This is a genomic window from Bacteroides sp. AM16-13 (genome assembly GCF_003602705.1).
Lineage (GTDB): Bacteria > Bacteroidota > Bacteroidia > Bacteroidales > Bacteroidaceae > Bacteroides > Bacteroides xylanisolvens.
Map to the genome: position 1 here is coordinate 106,014 of NZ_QTLK01000010.1, position 17,549 is coordinate 123,562.

Below are 17,549 nucleotides of genomic sequence, written 5' to 3' on the forward strand. Positions count from 1 at the left end.
TGTTGTTTGTTTGTTATCAAGCGGCTTTTATAAGTTATCCTGCCTTTATTCTTAGACTAAGGCATAGGGATAGTTGTCTTCCGGTGCCTTTATCATTAGTTTCCCACGGCCGTGGAGAGATCTCTTCATGGCTGTGGTAGTATCTTTCCACGGCCGTGGTAGGAATTCGCCACGGCCATGAAGAATGTACTATATCGGTAGCAAAGATAAACTATATCAGGGAGAAAAGCAAAGTATTCCTACTTGTTTGAGGTATTTGTATGCCTTGTTCTATCTGATAGAGGAATGTGTATTTTTATATAGGAAGAAGATCCTAATATGAAGATGTTTATATAGAAATATATAAAAAGAGATTTACTTGTGGAGCGTATTCTTATTCGGAGTATTCCACACCTTCGTCTGATCGCATACAATATCCATCCATTGGTCACCACATTTAATCTTGAAATCTCCTTTTTCCAGTCTCCATTTACCGTCATATCCTACAAATGCCAGATCGCTTCCTTTCAGTTTCAGCGTAACAGTCTTTGTTTCTCCCGGCTTCAGAGAAATCTTTTCGAAGTTTCGTAAACGAATATTGTCCGGTGTACTGCTTGCCACTAAGTCCTTAGAGAACAATAACACACTCTCTTTTCCGGCAACTTTGCCCGTGTTGGTTACGTCAACTGTGAATATCAATTCATCGTCAGCATTAAAAGTCGGTTTATTTACTTTTAGGTTGCTGTACTTATAATTAGTATAACTTAATCCGAAACCGAACGGCCATTGAATATCCATCACCGAGTCATAATTGTAGTTACCTCCCATTTGCCCCATGTTTTCGCAAGGCTTGTAGTCATAAGTCGCCAAGGCATTGATTAGTCGGGGATAGGTGAACGGCATTTTTCCACTGAAGTTGGCATCACCGGCCAATAAGTTAGCAAGTGCATCGCCACCGTAATTGCTTGGCAACATGATGTTGACAACCGCTTTAGCTAAAGGCACTATATCGTTGATAATGCGCGGACGTCCCTGATTCAGAATCAGGACAATAGGTTTGCCCGTACCAGCCAGAGCCTTCACCAGATTTCGTTGGTTTTCCGATAATGTAAGATCAGTCAGGTTACCCGGAGTTTCGCAATAAGAGTTTTCGCCGATGCAGGCGATGATAATATCCGCTTGTGCTGCCGCTGCCACCGGTTTTTCAATTTCCGGTTTGTTCTCTTCCCACCAGTTATCGTTCTTATAAGGGGCGTAGGTCACTCCCGGTTCATAGATAATATTCTCTTTTCCATATTTCTCACACAAAGCCTCGTAGATGGTATGATATGCCTGTGCATATTCATCGGCAACGTGTCCTTGCCAACTATACGACCATCCGCCATTCAGACAACGCATCGAGTTTGCGTTCGGCCCGGTCAGAAGAATCTTTTTGCCTTTCGCTATCGGCAGGATATTTCCGTCATTCTTTAGCAACACTTCCGATTCCTCGGCGGCCTGCAAAGCAACAGCTGCAAATTCCTTAGAACCGAACTTGTCATACTTCTTAATATCCCAATACGGATGGTCGAACAATCCCAGACGATATTTCAGACGCAACACACGGGCTACTGCATCGTTGATGCGTTCCATCGATACCTCTCCTTCTTCAATCAACTCTTTCAGATAATCGCAGAAACTCACTTCGTATGGAACCATCGACATATCGATACCGGCATTGATGGCAATCTTGACAGCCTCTTTCTTGGTGGCAGCGATGTGATCCCGGGTACAGAGATTGTTAATGTCCGCCCAGTCTGTAACAATCAGTCCGTCCCACTTCAAGTCTTCTTTCAGCCATTCGGTCAGCAACTCACGGTTGGCGTGAAATGGCAGTCCGTTGTCAACACCGGAGTTTACCATTACGCTCAATGCACCCTGACATACAGCGGCAAGGAAAGGAGCGAAATGTTTTTCACGCATATCACTGCGTGAGATGGAAGACGGAGTACGGTCTTTACCGGAAACAGGTACACCGTAACCCATATAATGCTTCATGCACGCAGCTACATGGTATTCTCCGATACGGTTCGGGTCTTCTCCCTGAAAACCTTTCACGGCCGATACACCCATTTCTGCGTTTACATAACAATCTTCACCATAATTCTCCCACATACGTGCCCAGCGCGGGTCGCGGCCTAAGTCGACTACTGGGGCGAACGTCCAGGGGATGCAGCCTGCTTTGGTTTCATAAGCGGAGATTTCGGCACCTCTTCTCGTTAGCTCGCGGTTGAAGGTGGCTCCCATGTTGATGCCTTGCGGAAACATCGTTCCGTCCAATGTGTAAGTCGTTCCATGAATCTGATCTACCCCATAGATGCAGGGAATACCGATCTCCTTCATCGATTTTTCCTGTATCTGTTTGATAGCTTCCGCCCACTTCTCCTTTTTTTGTGCTACCCCTAAAGGAACATTCAACAGGGAGCCTACTTTATATTTGCCGATAACAGTGTCGAGCATTGCCTCGCTAAGGCAGAACCCCTTTTTGCGACTGGTTTCAAGATCAGAAACCACATCAATGGTGATTTCACACATCTGACCGATCTTTTGTTCGAGAGTCATTTTCTGAAGCCATTCCCGGATGTTAGCTTCAATAGCCGGATCAGCCGGGATGGCAGGAGAGGTTGTCTGTGCATGGGGCGCAAGACAAGTACCGGCAAAGGCTGATACTAATACCATTTTCTTAATGCTTTTCATGAGTTGATATTTTTAGAGTAAGACTTAAATCCTATTACAAATGTAGGAAGATTTGCAATCACCCGAAAGGGCGAAATGCAATTGAATACAAATCATGCCCCAATAAGATACATTCTGTGCGTATGAGTAAAACATTTGGCAGACCGGGTGTGAACGAAATACCGTATTTCTCTGGTGAAAAACATCTACTTTTGTACTGTCGGCTGACAGAAGATGTTTAACTCTTAAATTATATAATATGCGAAACGCTTTATTTCTTATTTCCATCTTACTTTGTTCCGTATGCGAGGTATCGGCACAGGGGTACAATAACCCTGTAATCTCCGGTTTCCATCCTGATCCGAGTGTTTGTAAGGCAGGGGATGATTATTACCTGGTCAACAGCAGTTTTCAATATTTTCCCGGAGTGCCTTTGTTTCACAGTAAAGACCTTGTGCATTGGGAGCAGATAGGAAACTGTCTGACCCGTCCGTCCCAACTCAATCTGGCTGATGCCAATTCGGGAAGCGGTATTTTTGCTCCTACCATCCGCTACAACGATGGAATATTCTATATGATTACTACCAATGTCTCCGGCAAGGGAAACTTTTTGGTGCATACCACCGATCCCCATGGCGAATGGTCCGAACCAGTTTGGTTGGAGCAAGGAGGCATCGATCCTTCGCTTTATTTTGAAGACGGCAAATGTTTTATGGTCAGCAATCCGGATGGGTACATCAACCTGTGTGAGATTGATCCCATGACAGGCAAACAGCTTTCTTCTTCCAAAAGAATATGGAACGGCACCGGAGGCAGATATGCCGAAGGTCCGCACATTTATAAGAAAGACGGCTGGTACTATCTGCTGATTTCGGAGGGCGGTACGGAATTGGGACATAAAGTAACCATTGCCCGCAGCCGTTACATAGACGGCCCTTATCAGGGAAATCCGGCAAATCCTATTCTGACTCATGCCAACGAGTCGGGACAATCCAGTCCGATTCAGGGAACCGGACATGCCGACCTAGTGGAAGGTACTGATGGTTCCTGGTGGATGGTTTGTCTGGCGTACAGAGTGATGCCGGGTATGCATCATACGTTAGGTCGTGAAACTTATCTGGCTCCGGTGCGGTGGGATAAGGACGCTTGGCCTGTAGTCAATGGTAACGGAACCATTTCTTTGAAGATGGACGTGCCTACCCTGCCTCAACAGGAAATGAAAGGCAGACCGGAACGAATAGACTTTAAAGAAGGACGACTTTCTCCCGAATGGATTCATCTGCAAAATCCCGAAGCGAAGAATTATACTTTTACCAAAGATGGAAAACTTCGTTTGATAGCGACCCCCGTTACGTTAAGCGACTGGAAAAGCCCTACCTTTGTCGCCTTGCGGCAAGAGCATTTTGATATGGAAGCATCCGTTCCGGTAGTCTTGCAGAAAGCCGGAGCGAATGATGAAGCGGGAATTTCCGTCTTTATGGAGTTTCATTCTCACTACGATTTATTTGTCCGCCAGGATAAAGATCGGAAACGTTCTGTTGGCTTGCGATATAAACTAGGAGAGATTACCCATTGTGCCAAAGAAGTTTCTCTGCCGGCGGATGGTGAAGTGGAATTGGTGGTGAAGTCGGATATCAATTTCTATTATTTCGGTTATAAAGTGAATGGAATATATTATGACCTGGGTAAGATGAACACGCGTTATCTAAGTACTGAAACAGCAGGTGGATTTACCGGAGTTGTCTTGGGACTTTACGCTGTATCGGTTTCTAAGGAATCAAAGATGTATGCTGATTTTGAGTGTTTTAAGTATAAAGGGAAACAGGGAGAAAACAAATGAATCCCCTTTATAAAACAAATTCACCCCATCGTTTCCAAAACGCTCCCTATATGAATAACATTACAGAGGTGAAGTTACATGCCGAATACATAATTTTGTGGCGTAGAAACGAAATATGTTTTGATGAGACGAGGTTAACGATTTTAAATTTAATCTAATAGTATATGAAGAATATGGAAAAACAGTCATTCAATGATGGATTATTTAGTCCATCGGGTATTAAACGAGTCATATTTATGCTGGGGTTATTGACTACCTCTTTTATATCATGTGTTTTAAATTAACTATTAAACAATATACCATGAGTAAACACTTTTCTTTAAAATGCACATTTGTGCATCTCTTTAGCTTTGCGGTAATCATTCTGTTGTGTTTGCCGATAATGTCTGTGAAGGCTGTTCCTTCGCAAACTTCAACTGTCAGTGGTGTAGTTATCTCGGGCACTGATGAGTTGCCTTTGGTGGGGGTTAGTGTCTTGGTGAAGGAGACAGCCAATGGAACAATCACCGATATGGATGGAAACTTCAAGCTGAATGTGGTGTCCGGACAGACTTTAGTCTTCTCTTATATAGGATACGTTACGCAGGAAATCGTTGTGACGGATCAGAAATCGCTCAATGTAATATTAAAGGAAGATACCGAAATTCTTGATGAAGTAGTGGTGGTGGGTTATGGTGTGCAGAAAAAGAAACTGGTGACCGGTGCAACGGTGCAGGTGAAGGGTGAGAGTCTTGCCAAGATGAATACCAATAGCCCTTTGCAGGGGATGCAAGGACAGACACCTGGGGTGAATATCTCTTCTACTTCCGGCCAGCCGGGCTCGGACATGAAAGTCAGTATTCGTGGTCTGGGTACTGTCGGAAATTCTAGTCCACTGTATCTTATTGATGGTGTGGGCGGTGATATTTCCACCTTGAATCCTGCCGATATAGAAAGTATCGATATATTAAAGGATGCAGCTTCGGCAGCTATTTATGGTGCTCAGGCTGCCAATGGTGTAGTGTTGATTACCACAAAATCGGGCAAGGAAGGAAAGGCGCAAATTTCCTTTGATGCCTATTACGGTGTACAGACAGTGGCCCGGAAGATAAATATGCTGAACGCAAAAGAATACATGACCATTATGGACGAGCAGGCTGTTAATTCCGGAAATACACCTTATGATTGGAGTTCATTTCGGAGTATTTATGATGCTAATGGAAATGTACACGACACGGACTGGATAGACTCGATGTTTAAAGATAATACCAGAACGCAGAGTTATACATTGGGTATCACCGGAGGTTCGCAGACTTCCACTTATGCCTTATCGTTGGGGTATATGAGTCAGGAAGGAATAGTGGGCGGTAAGGACGTTTCGAACTATGAACGTTACAATTTCCGCATCAATTCCGAGCATAAGATATTCAAGGATTCGGATTTGCTGAAAGTGGGCGAGCAGGTCAGCTTCGTCTACAAAATGAACAATGGCATTTCAGTATCCGACCAATATAACAATACTTTGCGCGGTGCATTTGCCACTTCGCCGCTTGCTCCAATCTATAGCGATAATAATGCTTATGATTCTTCTTATAACGATACATCGAACTCCGATTGGTATAACGGTGACGGCAATCCTTACGGTTCAATGATGACCAACAGCAACAACGAGAACAAGACGGCCACATTCTCCGGCAATGTATATGCCGAACTGCAACCGGTCAGGAACTTGAAGTTGAGAAGCGTATTCGGAGCAGTGTACGGTTCTTCGGAATACCGTAGTTTCAATCCGCTTTATCAATTCTCAATTTATACTTATAATACGACCCGTACATCAGCCACCCAAAATATGAATCATTCTTTAGGAATGACCTGGACTAATACGGCTGCTTATGACTGGACATGCGCCAAACATGCATTCAATGCTTTAGTCGGAATGGAAGTATATCGCTATTCTGGTACTTATCTGCAGGCCAAAACCGGAGCATTGAGAGAAGGCTTTGACGATTGGGATCATGCCTATGTAGGTAATGGTACAGCTTCGAGCGCCGACGACGGAATGTCTGTCGATGGATATCCGCATGATGAAAGTCGCTCTGTTTCTTACTTTGGACGTTTTGGATGGAACTGGAAGGAAACCTATATGCTGAATGCTACCTTGCGTGCTGATGGCTCATCGAAGTTTGCACGTGGCAACCGTTACGGTGTATTTCCATCTATATCTGCAGGATGGACTCTCTCAAATGAAAAGTTCATGCAGAATACTCAAAATTGGCTTGATTATCTGAAGTTGCGTGCAAGTTGGGGGCAAGTCGGCAATCAGAATATCGATAATTACCAGTATACGGCTCCTATCACCTCTTCCAATACCCATTACATTTTCGGAACAGCCGATGGTGCTCCGGCACAGTCTGGTTACTGGGGTGCATATCCCAGCCGTCTGGCCAATGAGAGTGTAACTTGGGAGACTTCGGAACAGACTAATATAGGTATTGATGCACGTTTCTTAAAAAGCCGTTTGAGTTTGACCGCCGATTTCTATATCAAGACAACCAAAGATTGGCTGGTGGAAGCTCCTATTCTGGCTACGGCAGGAACGGGTGCACCTTTTATCAACGGCGGCGATGTGAAGAATACAGGTATTGAACTGGCTTTAACCTGGAATGACCGGGCAGGTAAGGACTTCAATTATAATATTGGTGTGAACGGTGCATATAACAAGAATAAGGTAGGGAATATTCCTACTGAAGATGGTATCATTCACGGCAAAATCAATATGTTGTATGATAATACACCGGAGTTCTACCGGGCACAAAACGGTCATGCTATCGGTTACTTTTGGGGATACGAAACTGCCGGTATCTTCCAGAACAAAGAACAGATTGCCAACTGGAATGCCGACGGAAAGCATGGCATCCTGCAGGCCGACGCACAAGCGGGTGACGTTATCTATGTAGACCAGAATCAGGATGGAATTATCGACGATAACGATAAGGTGGATTTGGGCAATGGTACTCCTGATTTTACTTACGGATTCAATGTCGGATTTAACTACAAAAACTTTGATTTCTCATTGGTAGCCTATGGAGCCGCTGGCAATCAGATTGTGCAATCGTACCGTAATCATGCCAATAGCAAGGCTAACTATACGACTGCCATCCTGAATCGCTGGACCGGAGAAGGAACTTCCAACCGGATGCCTCGTGTGACGGACACTAATATCAACTGGCAATTTTCCGACCTCTACCTGCAAGACGGTGACTATCTGCGTATCAGCAACATCACCTTGGGCTACGATTTTGCCAAGCTGATTAAACTCAAAGTTATCAGTCAGGCCCGTTTGTATGTTCAGGTACAGAATGCGTTTACTTTCACCAAATACGATGGTATGGATCCCGAAATTGGTTACGGAACCTCCGACTGGGTATCGGGTATCGACCTGGGGTATTATCCTCGTCCGCGTACATTCCTCGTTGGTGTCAATCTGAAGTTCTAATTTATAACCTTAAAAAAATCAGAGAATATGAATAATATGAAATTATATATAGTGGGAATGGTACTAGCTGTGATGTCACTTACGGCATGTACGGCAGGCTTTTTGGATGTAGAATCGAAAAAAGAATCTACTACCGGCAATTTCTACAGGACGGAGAGTGATGCGTGGCGAGCATTGATAGGTTGTTATGATGGCTGGCAGTGTACTACGTCCAGTCAGGCATGTGCCTTTTATTTTGCTTCGCAAGTCATGGCGGACGAGTGTTTTGCCGGTATGGGAAATACTGACGCTCGTAACTATCAGGTGATAGATCGCTTCGATGCCACTCAGTCTCCTTCCGATATGAACTTGTTGGAAACGGAATGGACTAACTATTATGCGGCAGTGTATCGATGCAATGAACTTCTGGCTCATGAAGGTCAGATATCCTGGACAAGTGACCAGACGAGAAATACTTATATGGGTGAATGTCGTGCCTTACGTGCCTTGTGCTATTTCGATATGGTCCGTCTTTGGGAAAATATTCCCTTATTCACCGAACCTGTGAATGAGAACCGTGCACAAGCCAACCCGGAAGAGGTGTACAATCTTATCTTCAGCGATCTTAAATTTGCTGCGGATAATATTCCGGCAGGCGCATATCCTAAAAGTGCGGCTGCTTCGAATGACGGTCATATAACCAAGTTTGCTGCTGAAGCGCTGTTAGCTCGCGTTTACTTGTTTTATACAGGCTATTACGGCAAAGAACCTCAGGTAGAAGGTGTCACCAAAGCTTCGGTATTGCAGGGACTGGAAAATTTTATCTCTGTAGCAGAAACTGAAGGCTACGGGCTGGTTGGAGAATTCAAAAACTTGTGGCCGGCTGCTTCCACTTCATGGAGCCGAAATGCGGCGACAGGTGATTATACACAGACTAAGACCTATGCCGGAAAAGGTAATATGGAGGTGGTATTGGCACAGAAATTTAATTATACGCAAGATTATGATGGAAATAATGATGGAAACCGCTGGCTGGTCTACATGGGGATACGTAGTTATCTGAATCATGCACCTTACGGAAGAGGATGGGGAGGATGCACGGTCAATCCTAAAATGTGGACTGTCTATGGTACGGGTGATGCACGTCGTGAAGCTTCTATCATCAATTTGGATAGTGAAGGTATCACCGATGATTCGGAATATGCAAAATCGTATGCCGATCAACGTGAATACACCGGATATACGGTAAAGAAATATACTCCGATGTCGAAATGGGTTAAAGATGAAAAGTCTGGTGCATGGTCGATTACTGATGAAATTTCTGGTTTAGGTGAAGGCGATTTCCAGATTTCACAATATCAGGATTTCATTGTGATGCGCTATGCTGATGTGTTGTTAATGGCTGCTGAATTAGGAAGTCCGAACGCACAGGCATATTTCAATCAGGTACGCCAGCGTGCTTATACATTGAATGATGGTGAGGGAAACTTGTCGGTTTCAAATGATTATCGGGAAGTTGCGGTCACAAAAGAAAATATAATAAAAGAGCGTATGCTGGAGTTTGCTTTTGAAGGACAGCGTTACTGGGATCTACTGCGTCAGGGTGTGGATTATGCCGCTTCGCAGATTGCAGGTACTACGTCGGTTGTCAGCGGGGGAAATCCCGAGGATGTAAGCATTACAGCTTCGAATATTATCGGCAAGCGAGGTTTTTCTCAAATTCCGAATAATCAGATTATACTTTCGAATGGCGTTTTGAAACAGAATGTAGGTTGGTATTAAAAAATGGAAGTTATGAATAAGATTGTATCAAAATTATATATAGCATTGCTGGCAACGCTCGTCACATTGTTGTCGGCATGTACTCCCGAAACTTATGAATTGGGAAGTCAGGATATCGTTTCGGATGACCTGGCCGAAGGAATTGCTTTTTCGATCACACATGATGCGGTGAATCCGAATATTGTTTATCTGAAAAGTCTGATGCCTTCAAATTATCAGGTATGTTGGGAACATCCGCAAGGACGGAGTCAGAGTGCGGAAGTTAAGTTGCAGATACCGTTTGAGGGAGAGTATAGCGTGAAGTTCGGTGTACAGACACGAGCCGGAATAGTGTATGGTCCCGCTGCTAAGTTTACCATCGACAGCTTCTGTGCCGAATTTGTGAATGATGCCTTATGGACTTATTTGTCGGGAGGAGTCAACAATGAGAAGGTTTGGATTTTCGATAACGGTTCGTATGGATTTGCTGCGGGTGAAGTGACTTATGCTGATCCAAGCACGACCGTAGAGTGGAACAACTGGAGTGCCAACTGGGATCCGGGCGTTGGTCATTCGGGAGATGATGCCATTTGGGAGAGTACGATGACTTTCGGTCTGACCGGCGGAGCGAACGTGACAGTTTATAATTCTTCTTCACAGAGCACAGCCGTAGGTACATTTATGCTCAATGTAGACGATCATACCATCACGTTTACCGACTGTGAACTGTTGCACACGCCCTCATGGTCGGACAGAAGTACGAATTGGAACCGGAATCTGAAGTTGCTCGAACTGGATGAGAATCACATGCGTATCGGGGTGATGCGTGACAATAGCGAAGGACCCTGGTGGCTGGTATGGAACTTTGTTTCGAAAGAATATGCCGACAATTATGTGCCTGAAGATAGGCCAGATCCGGAACCTGCATTGCCTGACGGATGGGAAGACATGGTATCGGAAGTCGTGACTACCGAAATCAAATGGACGATGTCGCCTGATGTTCCGTTCGACTGGGCAAACCTGGATGGTAGCTTAATGAATAACTTTACAGCCGGTAACTATCCCGAGTGGGCAACTCCGGTCAGCGGATTGGAAAAACTTGCGTTGACTTTGAATTCAAGTACAATGACCTATTCTCTTGTTCTGCCTGATGGTACTTCTTCGGACGGAACCTATAGTTTGGATAAAAAAGGCATTTACACCTTCAGTTCAGCCTTGCCTGCCTGTCACATCGGTGGCGGTGATATTATGTTTGGAGCAGATGCTAACAACCAGCTTCGCATCCTCCGCATCGAGAGTGCAGGAGGATCGGTGATAGGTATGTGGCTTGGTGCGCGCAGCTCTGAAAAAGATGAATATCAGGCTTATCACTTTGTGCCCAATGCCGGAGGAAGCTCCGAACCGGAGGCAACCACTATTACTGTTGACAACCATAAATTGGTGTGGGGACATCTGGAGAACGATAAGAATAATTTTCGTATCGAACTGTACAATCAATATGGTCAGACTGCATCTGCATCTCCGGTTGATCCGGCAAGCATTGTGTTCGACTATTCAATGGAGCTGACTTTTACTATTAGCGGATTGAGTGGCGATGCGGCCACCAAGGAATATAATGCAGGTCTGATGTGTACGGCAAGTGGTTGGTGGCCTAGTTATTCAGGCACGAGTGATGTAAAGGTGAAAGGCAACGGTACTTATACTATCAACATTAAACCGGAAGCGGCCTATAACGGTGTAATCGTATTCGTGATTGATATCATTGATATGTTCAGTGACATTGCAGAACCGGATAAAGTGAACGTTACTATAGATACTTTAAAAATCTTGTAATTGAATGAGTATGAATAAGATTTGTTGTCTTTGGACGTATTATGTTTTCTGTCTGGCAGGTATTTTGCTTATTTCCTGTACGGAAGATGAAGTAGCGGGAACTCCTTTCATTACAATCTCAAAGCAAGAATTGACTTTCGGTAAGAGCCAAAGCGAGACTTTACTCTATATACAATCAAACGTGTCTTATGAAGTAGTGTCGGATTCGCCGGAGTGGTGCAGCATCACCCGGCAGGAATCGGACTCGAAAAAGACTGGCAAGTATCTAGTCAGTGTAACTGCCAATCCTGATACGGAATCCCGTTCGACTACGATTAAGGTGACAGGAAGTGAAATGAATGAGGTGGTACAGGTGAATCAGCTCGCCAGTGACCTTTTAGTAGCGGAAACACACGAAGTGACTGTTGCCGGTGAAGGGGAAAACTTTTCTATTAAGATACAGGCATCCGGAGATTATGAGATAACGGTTGATGCCGGATGGCTTCATCATAATTCTTCACGTGCTCTGACTGAAAAGGTGGAGACATTTACCGCCGATCCTAACGTTGGTAATGAAGCTCGTACAGCCGTTATCACATTCATGCTGAATGACATTATAGAATCGGTTACCGTGATTCAACAGGTTTCTTCGATACCAGAAGCAGATATGACAGGCATGGAGAAGAATGCGATGGAATTGATGAAGGAAATTGCGATTGGATGGAATCTGGGTAATTCGCTGGAAGCTGTCGGTGGAGAAACCGCCTGGGGAAATCCGGCTACTACCAAAGCCATGATTACCAAGATAAAGGAGCTTGGATTCAGTGCGGTACGTATTCCTTGTGCCTGGAATGATTATTTGGTAAGTGATGGTAGCTATGAAATACAGGCGTCATGGCTCAACCGTGTGAAGGAAGTGGTAGACTATTGTGTGGATAACGAACTGTATGCTATTCTTAATATTCATTGGGACGGAGGTTGGTTGGAGAATGATATTCCAAACGGATATAATAAAGCTGTAGACCAAAAACAACGAGCTTTGTGGCAACAGATTGCTACTTTCTTCAGAAACTATGACGAGCGTCTGATTTTTGCTGGCTGCAACGAACCGAATGTTGAGGATGTCGATGATATGACAGTACTGCTACAGTATGAACAGACATTTGTAGATGCCGTTCGTGCTACAGGAGGGAAAAATGTGTATCGTAATCTCATAGTACAGGGACCTGCTACGGATATTGACAAGACTATTCGATGGATGGACCGATTGCCCGAAGATCCGACGGACGGACGTATGATTGTTGAAGTACATTATTACAGTTCGTGGCAGTTCTGCGGCATGGAGAAAGATGAGAGTTGGGGAAAGGCTTTCTATTTCTGGGGAGAAGAGAATCGCGGGTATGCTGTTGGCAATTACGAAGGTCGTTGGGACAATATTGGCGGAGAGGAATATATGAAAGCTCAATTTCAGAAACTGAAGACCCGGTTTGTAGAACAGAATATTCCGGTACTCATCGGTGAGTTTGCGGCTATCCGTCGTCAACTGTCGGATGAAGAAGCCCAAAGAGGACATGACTTGTCGCGTGCGGCGTTCGACAGATGTGTAGTACGCCAGGCGCGTGCTCATGGACTGGTTCCATTCTATTGGGATCGTGGGGACGGTATTTTGAATCGCAATACGTTGGACATTTATGACAATTTGGAGTATAACGGTCTGATAGAGGGACTCGCGACAGAATAGTCCGGATTAGAGTTGCTCTGTTGTTTCTATTGAGTATTAATAAAACATAAGGACGGTCTGGGCGGGAATCTCTGTTCAGACCGTTTGTTTTTTTGTAGCCCCTTCACTTTTTTCTAAATTACCGATGAGTAAAGGCTTTCGCAGGCTCTTTTTCTTGGCTGTTTGGTAATATTTTATTTTCTTTGTACAAATCTGAAAAACATGATAAGAAAGAACCTTTTATTGTTTGTTTTACTTCTCTCTTCGTGGATGGTGGTTGCGCAATCCTATCAGTTTAAGCATCTGGAAGTATCGGATGGGCTGTCTAATAACTCTGTAAACACTATTTGTAAAGATCGTGATGGATTCATGTGGTTTGGTACGACTACCGGACTGAACCGCTATGATGGATATACTTTTAAGATTTACCAGCATGCCGAGAATGATCCGGGATCTTTACCGGATAATTATATCACTGATATTGTGGAAATGCCTGATGGACGGTTTTGGGTAAATACGGGCCGAGGCTATGTGTTGTTTGATAAAGAACAGGATTGTTTTATCACCGATGTTACCGGATTCATGAAGAATCTCGAGTCAGGAGGAGTTCCGGAACAGGTCTTTGTAGACCGGGAAGGGAATACATGCCTTAGTGTGGCAGGTGAAGGATGCTACCGTTATAAGGAAGGTGGGAAGAGACTTTTTTTTTCGTATGTGGAACATTCATTGCCGGAGCATGGAGTGACACAAATAGCGGAGTGTAGTGACGGACTTTTGTTGATTTATAATACAGGACTGCTTGTCTGTCTGGATCGTGCCACATTGGCAATAAAATGGAAGTCTGATGAAATAAAAAAATATATTCCGGCAGGAAAGACAATAGAGTTTTCGCTCTTTGTAGACAGAGACAATTGTATCTGGGCATACAGTCTTATGGGAATCTGGGCGTATGATTGTGGAACAAAAAGTTGGCGGACAGATTTGACCGCTATTTGGTCGTCACGTCCGGACGTAATTATTCATGCGGTGGCACAGGATATAGAAGGCAGGATTTGGGTTGGAAAAGATTATGACGGTATAGACGTGCTTGAGAAGGAAACGGGGAAAGTAACTTCTCTTGTTGCCCACGATGACAATGGACGGAGTTTACCTCATAATACCATTTATGACTTATATGCTGATAGGGATGGTATCATGTGGGTAGGCACTTATAAGAAAGGAGTATCTTATTATAGTGAAAGTATCTTTAAATTCAATATGTATGAATGGGGAGATATAACTTGCATAGAACAGGCGGATGAAAACAGGCTGTGGCTAGGAACAAATGACCATGGGATTCTTTTGTGGAATCGCTCTACAGGAAAGGCTGAACCTTTCTGGCGAGATGCCGAAGGACAGTTGCCGAATCCGGTTGTATCTATGCTGAAGTCAAAAGATGGTAAATTATGGGTCGGGACATTTAATGGGGGATTGTATTGTATGAATGGTTCCCAGATACGTTCTTATAAGGAGGGTGTCGGAAACGCTTTGGCGAGTAATAATGTCTGGGCATTGGTGGAGGATGATAAGGGAAGAATCTGGATTGCTTCATTGGGAGGTGGTTTGCAATGTTTAGAACCTGTGTCCGGTACTTTTGAAACTTATACCAGTAGTAACTCGGCTTTGTTGGAGAATAATGTAACCTCTTTGTGTTGGGTAGATAATAATACATTGTTTTTCGGAACTGCCAATCAGGGAGTAGGCATGATGGATATGCGTACTCGAGAAATAAAAAAGATTCAAGGCCAGAGCGGTAATGTCAAGTTATCGAATGATGCGGTTAATCATGTATATAAGGATAGCCGGGGATTGGTATGGATTGCTACCCGTGAGGGATTGAATGTGTATGATACGAGACGCCATGTATTTCTTGGTCTGTCTTTTGTTGCAGAAGCTAAAGGAAATTTTATTGCAGCAATTACGGAAGATCAGGAGCGTAATATGTGGGTATCGACCAGCAGAAAGGTGATTCGGGTAACAGTAGCTTCCGATGGAAAAGGGAGTTATCTTTTTGATTCCAGGGCTTACAATAGTGAGGACGGATTGCAGAACTGTGATTTTAACCAGCGTTCTATCAAGACGTTGCACAATGGAATCATTGCGATTGGTGGTCTGTATGGAGTCAATGTTTTTGCTCCGGATCATATACGCTATAATAAAATGCTGCCTAATGTGATGTTTACAGGTCTTTCGCTGTTTGATGAGGCTGTGAAAGTGGGACAGTCGTATGGTGGAAGAGTGTTGATTGAAAAAGAGTTGAACGATGTAGAAAATGTAGAGTTCGATTATAAGCAGAACATTTTCAGTGTATCTTTTGCTTCGGATAACTATAATTTGCCGGAGAAAACTCAATATATGTATAAGTTGGAAGGGTTCAATAATGACTGGTTAACCCTGCCGTTAGGAGTACACAATGTGACTTTCACTAATCTTGCTCCGGGAAAGTACGTTTTGAGAGTGAAAGCGATCAATAGTGACGGTTATGTCGGCATAAAGGAAGCCACGCTGGGTATTGTAGTCAATCCTCCTTTCTGGATGTCATGGTGGGCTTATTTGTTGTATACCGTCGGTTTGGTTATCGTGCTCTTCCTGGCGCGTTACCGGATGCTGAAACGTGAACGTGAGAAGTTTCATCTTCAGCAAATAGAAAATGAGGTGGCGAAGAATGAAGAAATAAATAATATGAAATTCCGTTTCTTCACGAACGTTAGCCACGAATTGCGTACACCGCTCACTTTGATTATTTCTCCTTTGGAAGGCATGCTGAAGGAAACGACTGATGAATTGCAGAGTACACGTTTACAATTGATGTATCGTAATGCACAACGGTTGTTGCATCTGGTTAATCAACTGCTCGATTTCCGTAAAGGAGAAATGAGTACTCATCAGTTGTCTCTGTCGGAAGGAGATATCATTTCGTATGTGCATAGTGTTTGCAACTCTTTCCTGTTGATGGCGGATAAGAAACACATTCAGTTCTCTTTCTTTTCGGGTATAGATACATTCTCGATGGCTTTTGATGCTGACAAGGTAGGAAAGATTGTGATGAATTTGCTTTCTAATGCTTTTAAGTTTACTCCCGAAGGAGGGCGTGTGACGGTGATGATAGAGCATGTGGCAGGAACTCCCGATATATTGGAAATCAAGATTGCCGACACCGGAATAGGAATTAGCGATGTGGACAAGGAACATATCTTCGAACGTTTCTATCAGGCGGGTCATAAGGGAGTAGAGGAAACTACCGGAAATGGTATCGGCTTGAGTTTGGTACGTGATTTTGTCACTTTGCATGAAGGAGAAGTGAAGGTATTCGATAATATAGGGATGGGGTCTGTTTTCGTTATTCAGTTTCCGGTAAAACATGTGGAGACACAGGTGCAGTTGCCGGAAGAAACGGGTATGTCGGCCGGGGATGAAGAAGATAAGGAGATGAAAGAGGAAGCCAGGGAGGAAACGGAACGCAAAAATTTCCCATTGTTGCTGATAGTAGATGATAATGAAGATTTCCGTATCTTTATGCGTTATAGTCTGGAGTTGCAGTATCGTGTCAAACTGGCTGTGAATGGTAAGGAAGCATGGGAGATGATGCAGGAAGAATTACCCGATCTGGTTATCAGTGATGTGATGATGCCCCAAATGGATGGCAATGAGTTGTGTCGCCTGATAAAACAAGATAAGCGCACAGCGCATATCCCTGTGATTTTGCTGACAGCACGGCAGAATACCGAAGCGAAGCTGGAAGGACTGCAGACAGGAGCGGACGATTATGTAACGAAGCCCTTCAATATGACTATTCTTGTATTGCGTATCCGTAAACTGATCGAACTAAGCCGTTATCATCGTGTCACCCAGGGAATGATTGATCCTGCGCCTAGTGAGATTGTGATTACTTCATTGGATGAGAAGTTGATAGAGAAAGCAATCAAGTATGTGGAAGATAATATGTCACGTACTGAACTCTCGGTAGAGGAACTTAGCCGGGAGCTGGGTATGAGTCGTGTGCATTTGTATAAGAAATTGCTTCAGATCACAGGAAAGACACCGATTGAGTTTATCCGCGTGATCCGCTTGAAACGGGCAGCGCAATTATTGCGTGAAAGCCAGCTTCATGTGTCCGAAGTAGCCTTCGAAGTAGGCTTCAATAACCCCAAATATTTCAGTCGTTATTTCAAGGATGAATTTGGTGTTTTGCCCTCCGTTTACCAGGAAAAAGAAGGGAAATAACAAAT

Annotated in this window: 7 protein-coding genes; 6 read left to right on the forward strand and 1 reads right to left on the reverse strand. The window is 44.0% G+C overall.

The features are described from left to right. Window positions 1–354: 354 nt before the first annotated feature. Window positions 355–2,715: a glycoside hydrolase family 3 protein gene (locus tag DW173_RS10370; protein ID WP_120144410.1), complete on the reverse strand. Its 2,361-nt coding sequence runs from the start codon at window positions 2,713–2,715 to the stop codon at window positions 355–357. Between the two features lie 238 nt (window positions 2,716–2,953). On the opposite strand from DW173_RS10370, the gene DW173_RS10375 reads away from it, so the two are divergent. The 6 genes from DW173_RS10375 (at window position 2,954) to DW173_RS10400 (ending at window position 17,544) form a co-directional block, all read left to right on the forward strand. After that, window positions 2,954–4,534: a glycoside hydrolase family 43 protein gene (locus tag DW173_RS10375; protein ID WP_008646683.1), complete on the forward strand. Its 1,581-nt coding sequence runs from the start codon at window positions 2,954–2,956 to the stop codon at window positions 4,532–4,534. A gap of 301 nt (window positions 4,535–4,835) precedes the next feature. Continuing rightward, window positions 4,836–8,009, forward strand: coding sequence for a SusC/RagA family TonB-linked outer membrane protein (locus DW173_RS10380; protein WP_120078964.1), 3,174 nt, complete (start codon window positions 4,836–4,838; stop codon window positions 8,007–8,009). A gap of 27 nt (window positions 8,010–8,036) precedes the next feature. Further along, window positions 8,037–9,770 (forward strand): RagB/SusD family nutrient uptake outer membrane protein, encoded by a 1,734-nt coding sequence (locus DW173_RS10385; RefSeq protein ID WP_008646681.1) that lies wholly within the window; start codon window positions 8,037–8,039, stop codon window positions 9,768–9,770. Between the two features lie 12 nt (window positions 9,771–9,782). Next, window positions 9,783–11,582 carry a hypothetical protein gene (locus DW173_RS10390; RefSeq protein ID WP_120078992.1) on the forward strand — a complete coding sequence of 600 codons (1,800 nt, stop codon included), beginning with the start codon at window positions 9,783–9,785 and terminating at the stop codon, window positions 11,580–11,582. A gap of 10 nt (window positions 11,583–11,592) precedes the next feature. Continuing rightward, window positions 11,593–13,302, forward strand: a complete 1,710-nt coding sequence (locus tag DW173_RS10395; protein WP_008646674.1) for a cellulase family glycosylhydrolase — start codon at window positions 11,593–11,595, stop codon at window positions 13,300–13,302. Between the two features lie 201 nt (window positions 13,303–13,503). Beyond that, window positions 13,504–17,544 carry a two-component regulator propeller domain-containing protein gene (locus DW173_RS10400; protein ID WP_008646673.1) on the forward strand — a complete coding sequence of 1,347 codons (4,041 nt, stop codon included), beginning with the start codon at window positions 13,504–13,506 and terminating at the stop codon, window positions 17,542–17,544. The last annotated feature ends 5 nt before the right edge of the window (window positions 17,545–17,549 follow it).

What these genes read in the sequence shown, in the direction of transcription:
- DW173_RS10385 (WP_008646681.1), top strand. Translation starts at nt 8,037, where the DNA reads ATGAATAATATGAAATTATATATAGTGGGAATGGTACTAGCTGTGATG.
- DW173_RS10395 (WP_008646674.1), top strand. Translation starts at nt 11,593, where the DNA reads ATGAATAAGATTTGTTGTCTTTGGACGTATTATGTTTTCTGTCTGGCA.
- DW173_RS10390 (WP_120078992.1), top strand. Translation starts at nt 9,783, where the DNA reads ATGAATAAGATTGTATCAAAATTATATATAGCATTGCTGGCAACGCTC.
- DW173_RS10380 (WP_120078964.1), top strand. Translation starts at nt 4,836, where the DNA reads ATGAGTAAACACTTTTCTTTAAAATGCACATTTGTGCATCTCTTTAGC.
- DW173_RS10370 (WP_120144410.1), bottom strand. Translation starts at nt 2,715, where the DNA reads ATGAAAAGCATTAAGAAAATGGTATTAGTATCAGCCTTTGCCGGTACT.
- DW173_RS10400 (WP_008646673.1), top strand. Translation starts at nt 13,504, where the DNA reads ATGATAAGAAAGAACCTTTTATTGTTTGTTTTACTTCTCTCTTCGTGG.
- DW173_RS10375 (WP_008646683.1), top strand. Translation starts at nt 2,954, where the DNA reads ATGCGAAACGCTTTATTTCTTATTTCCATCTTACTTTGTTCCGTATGC.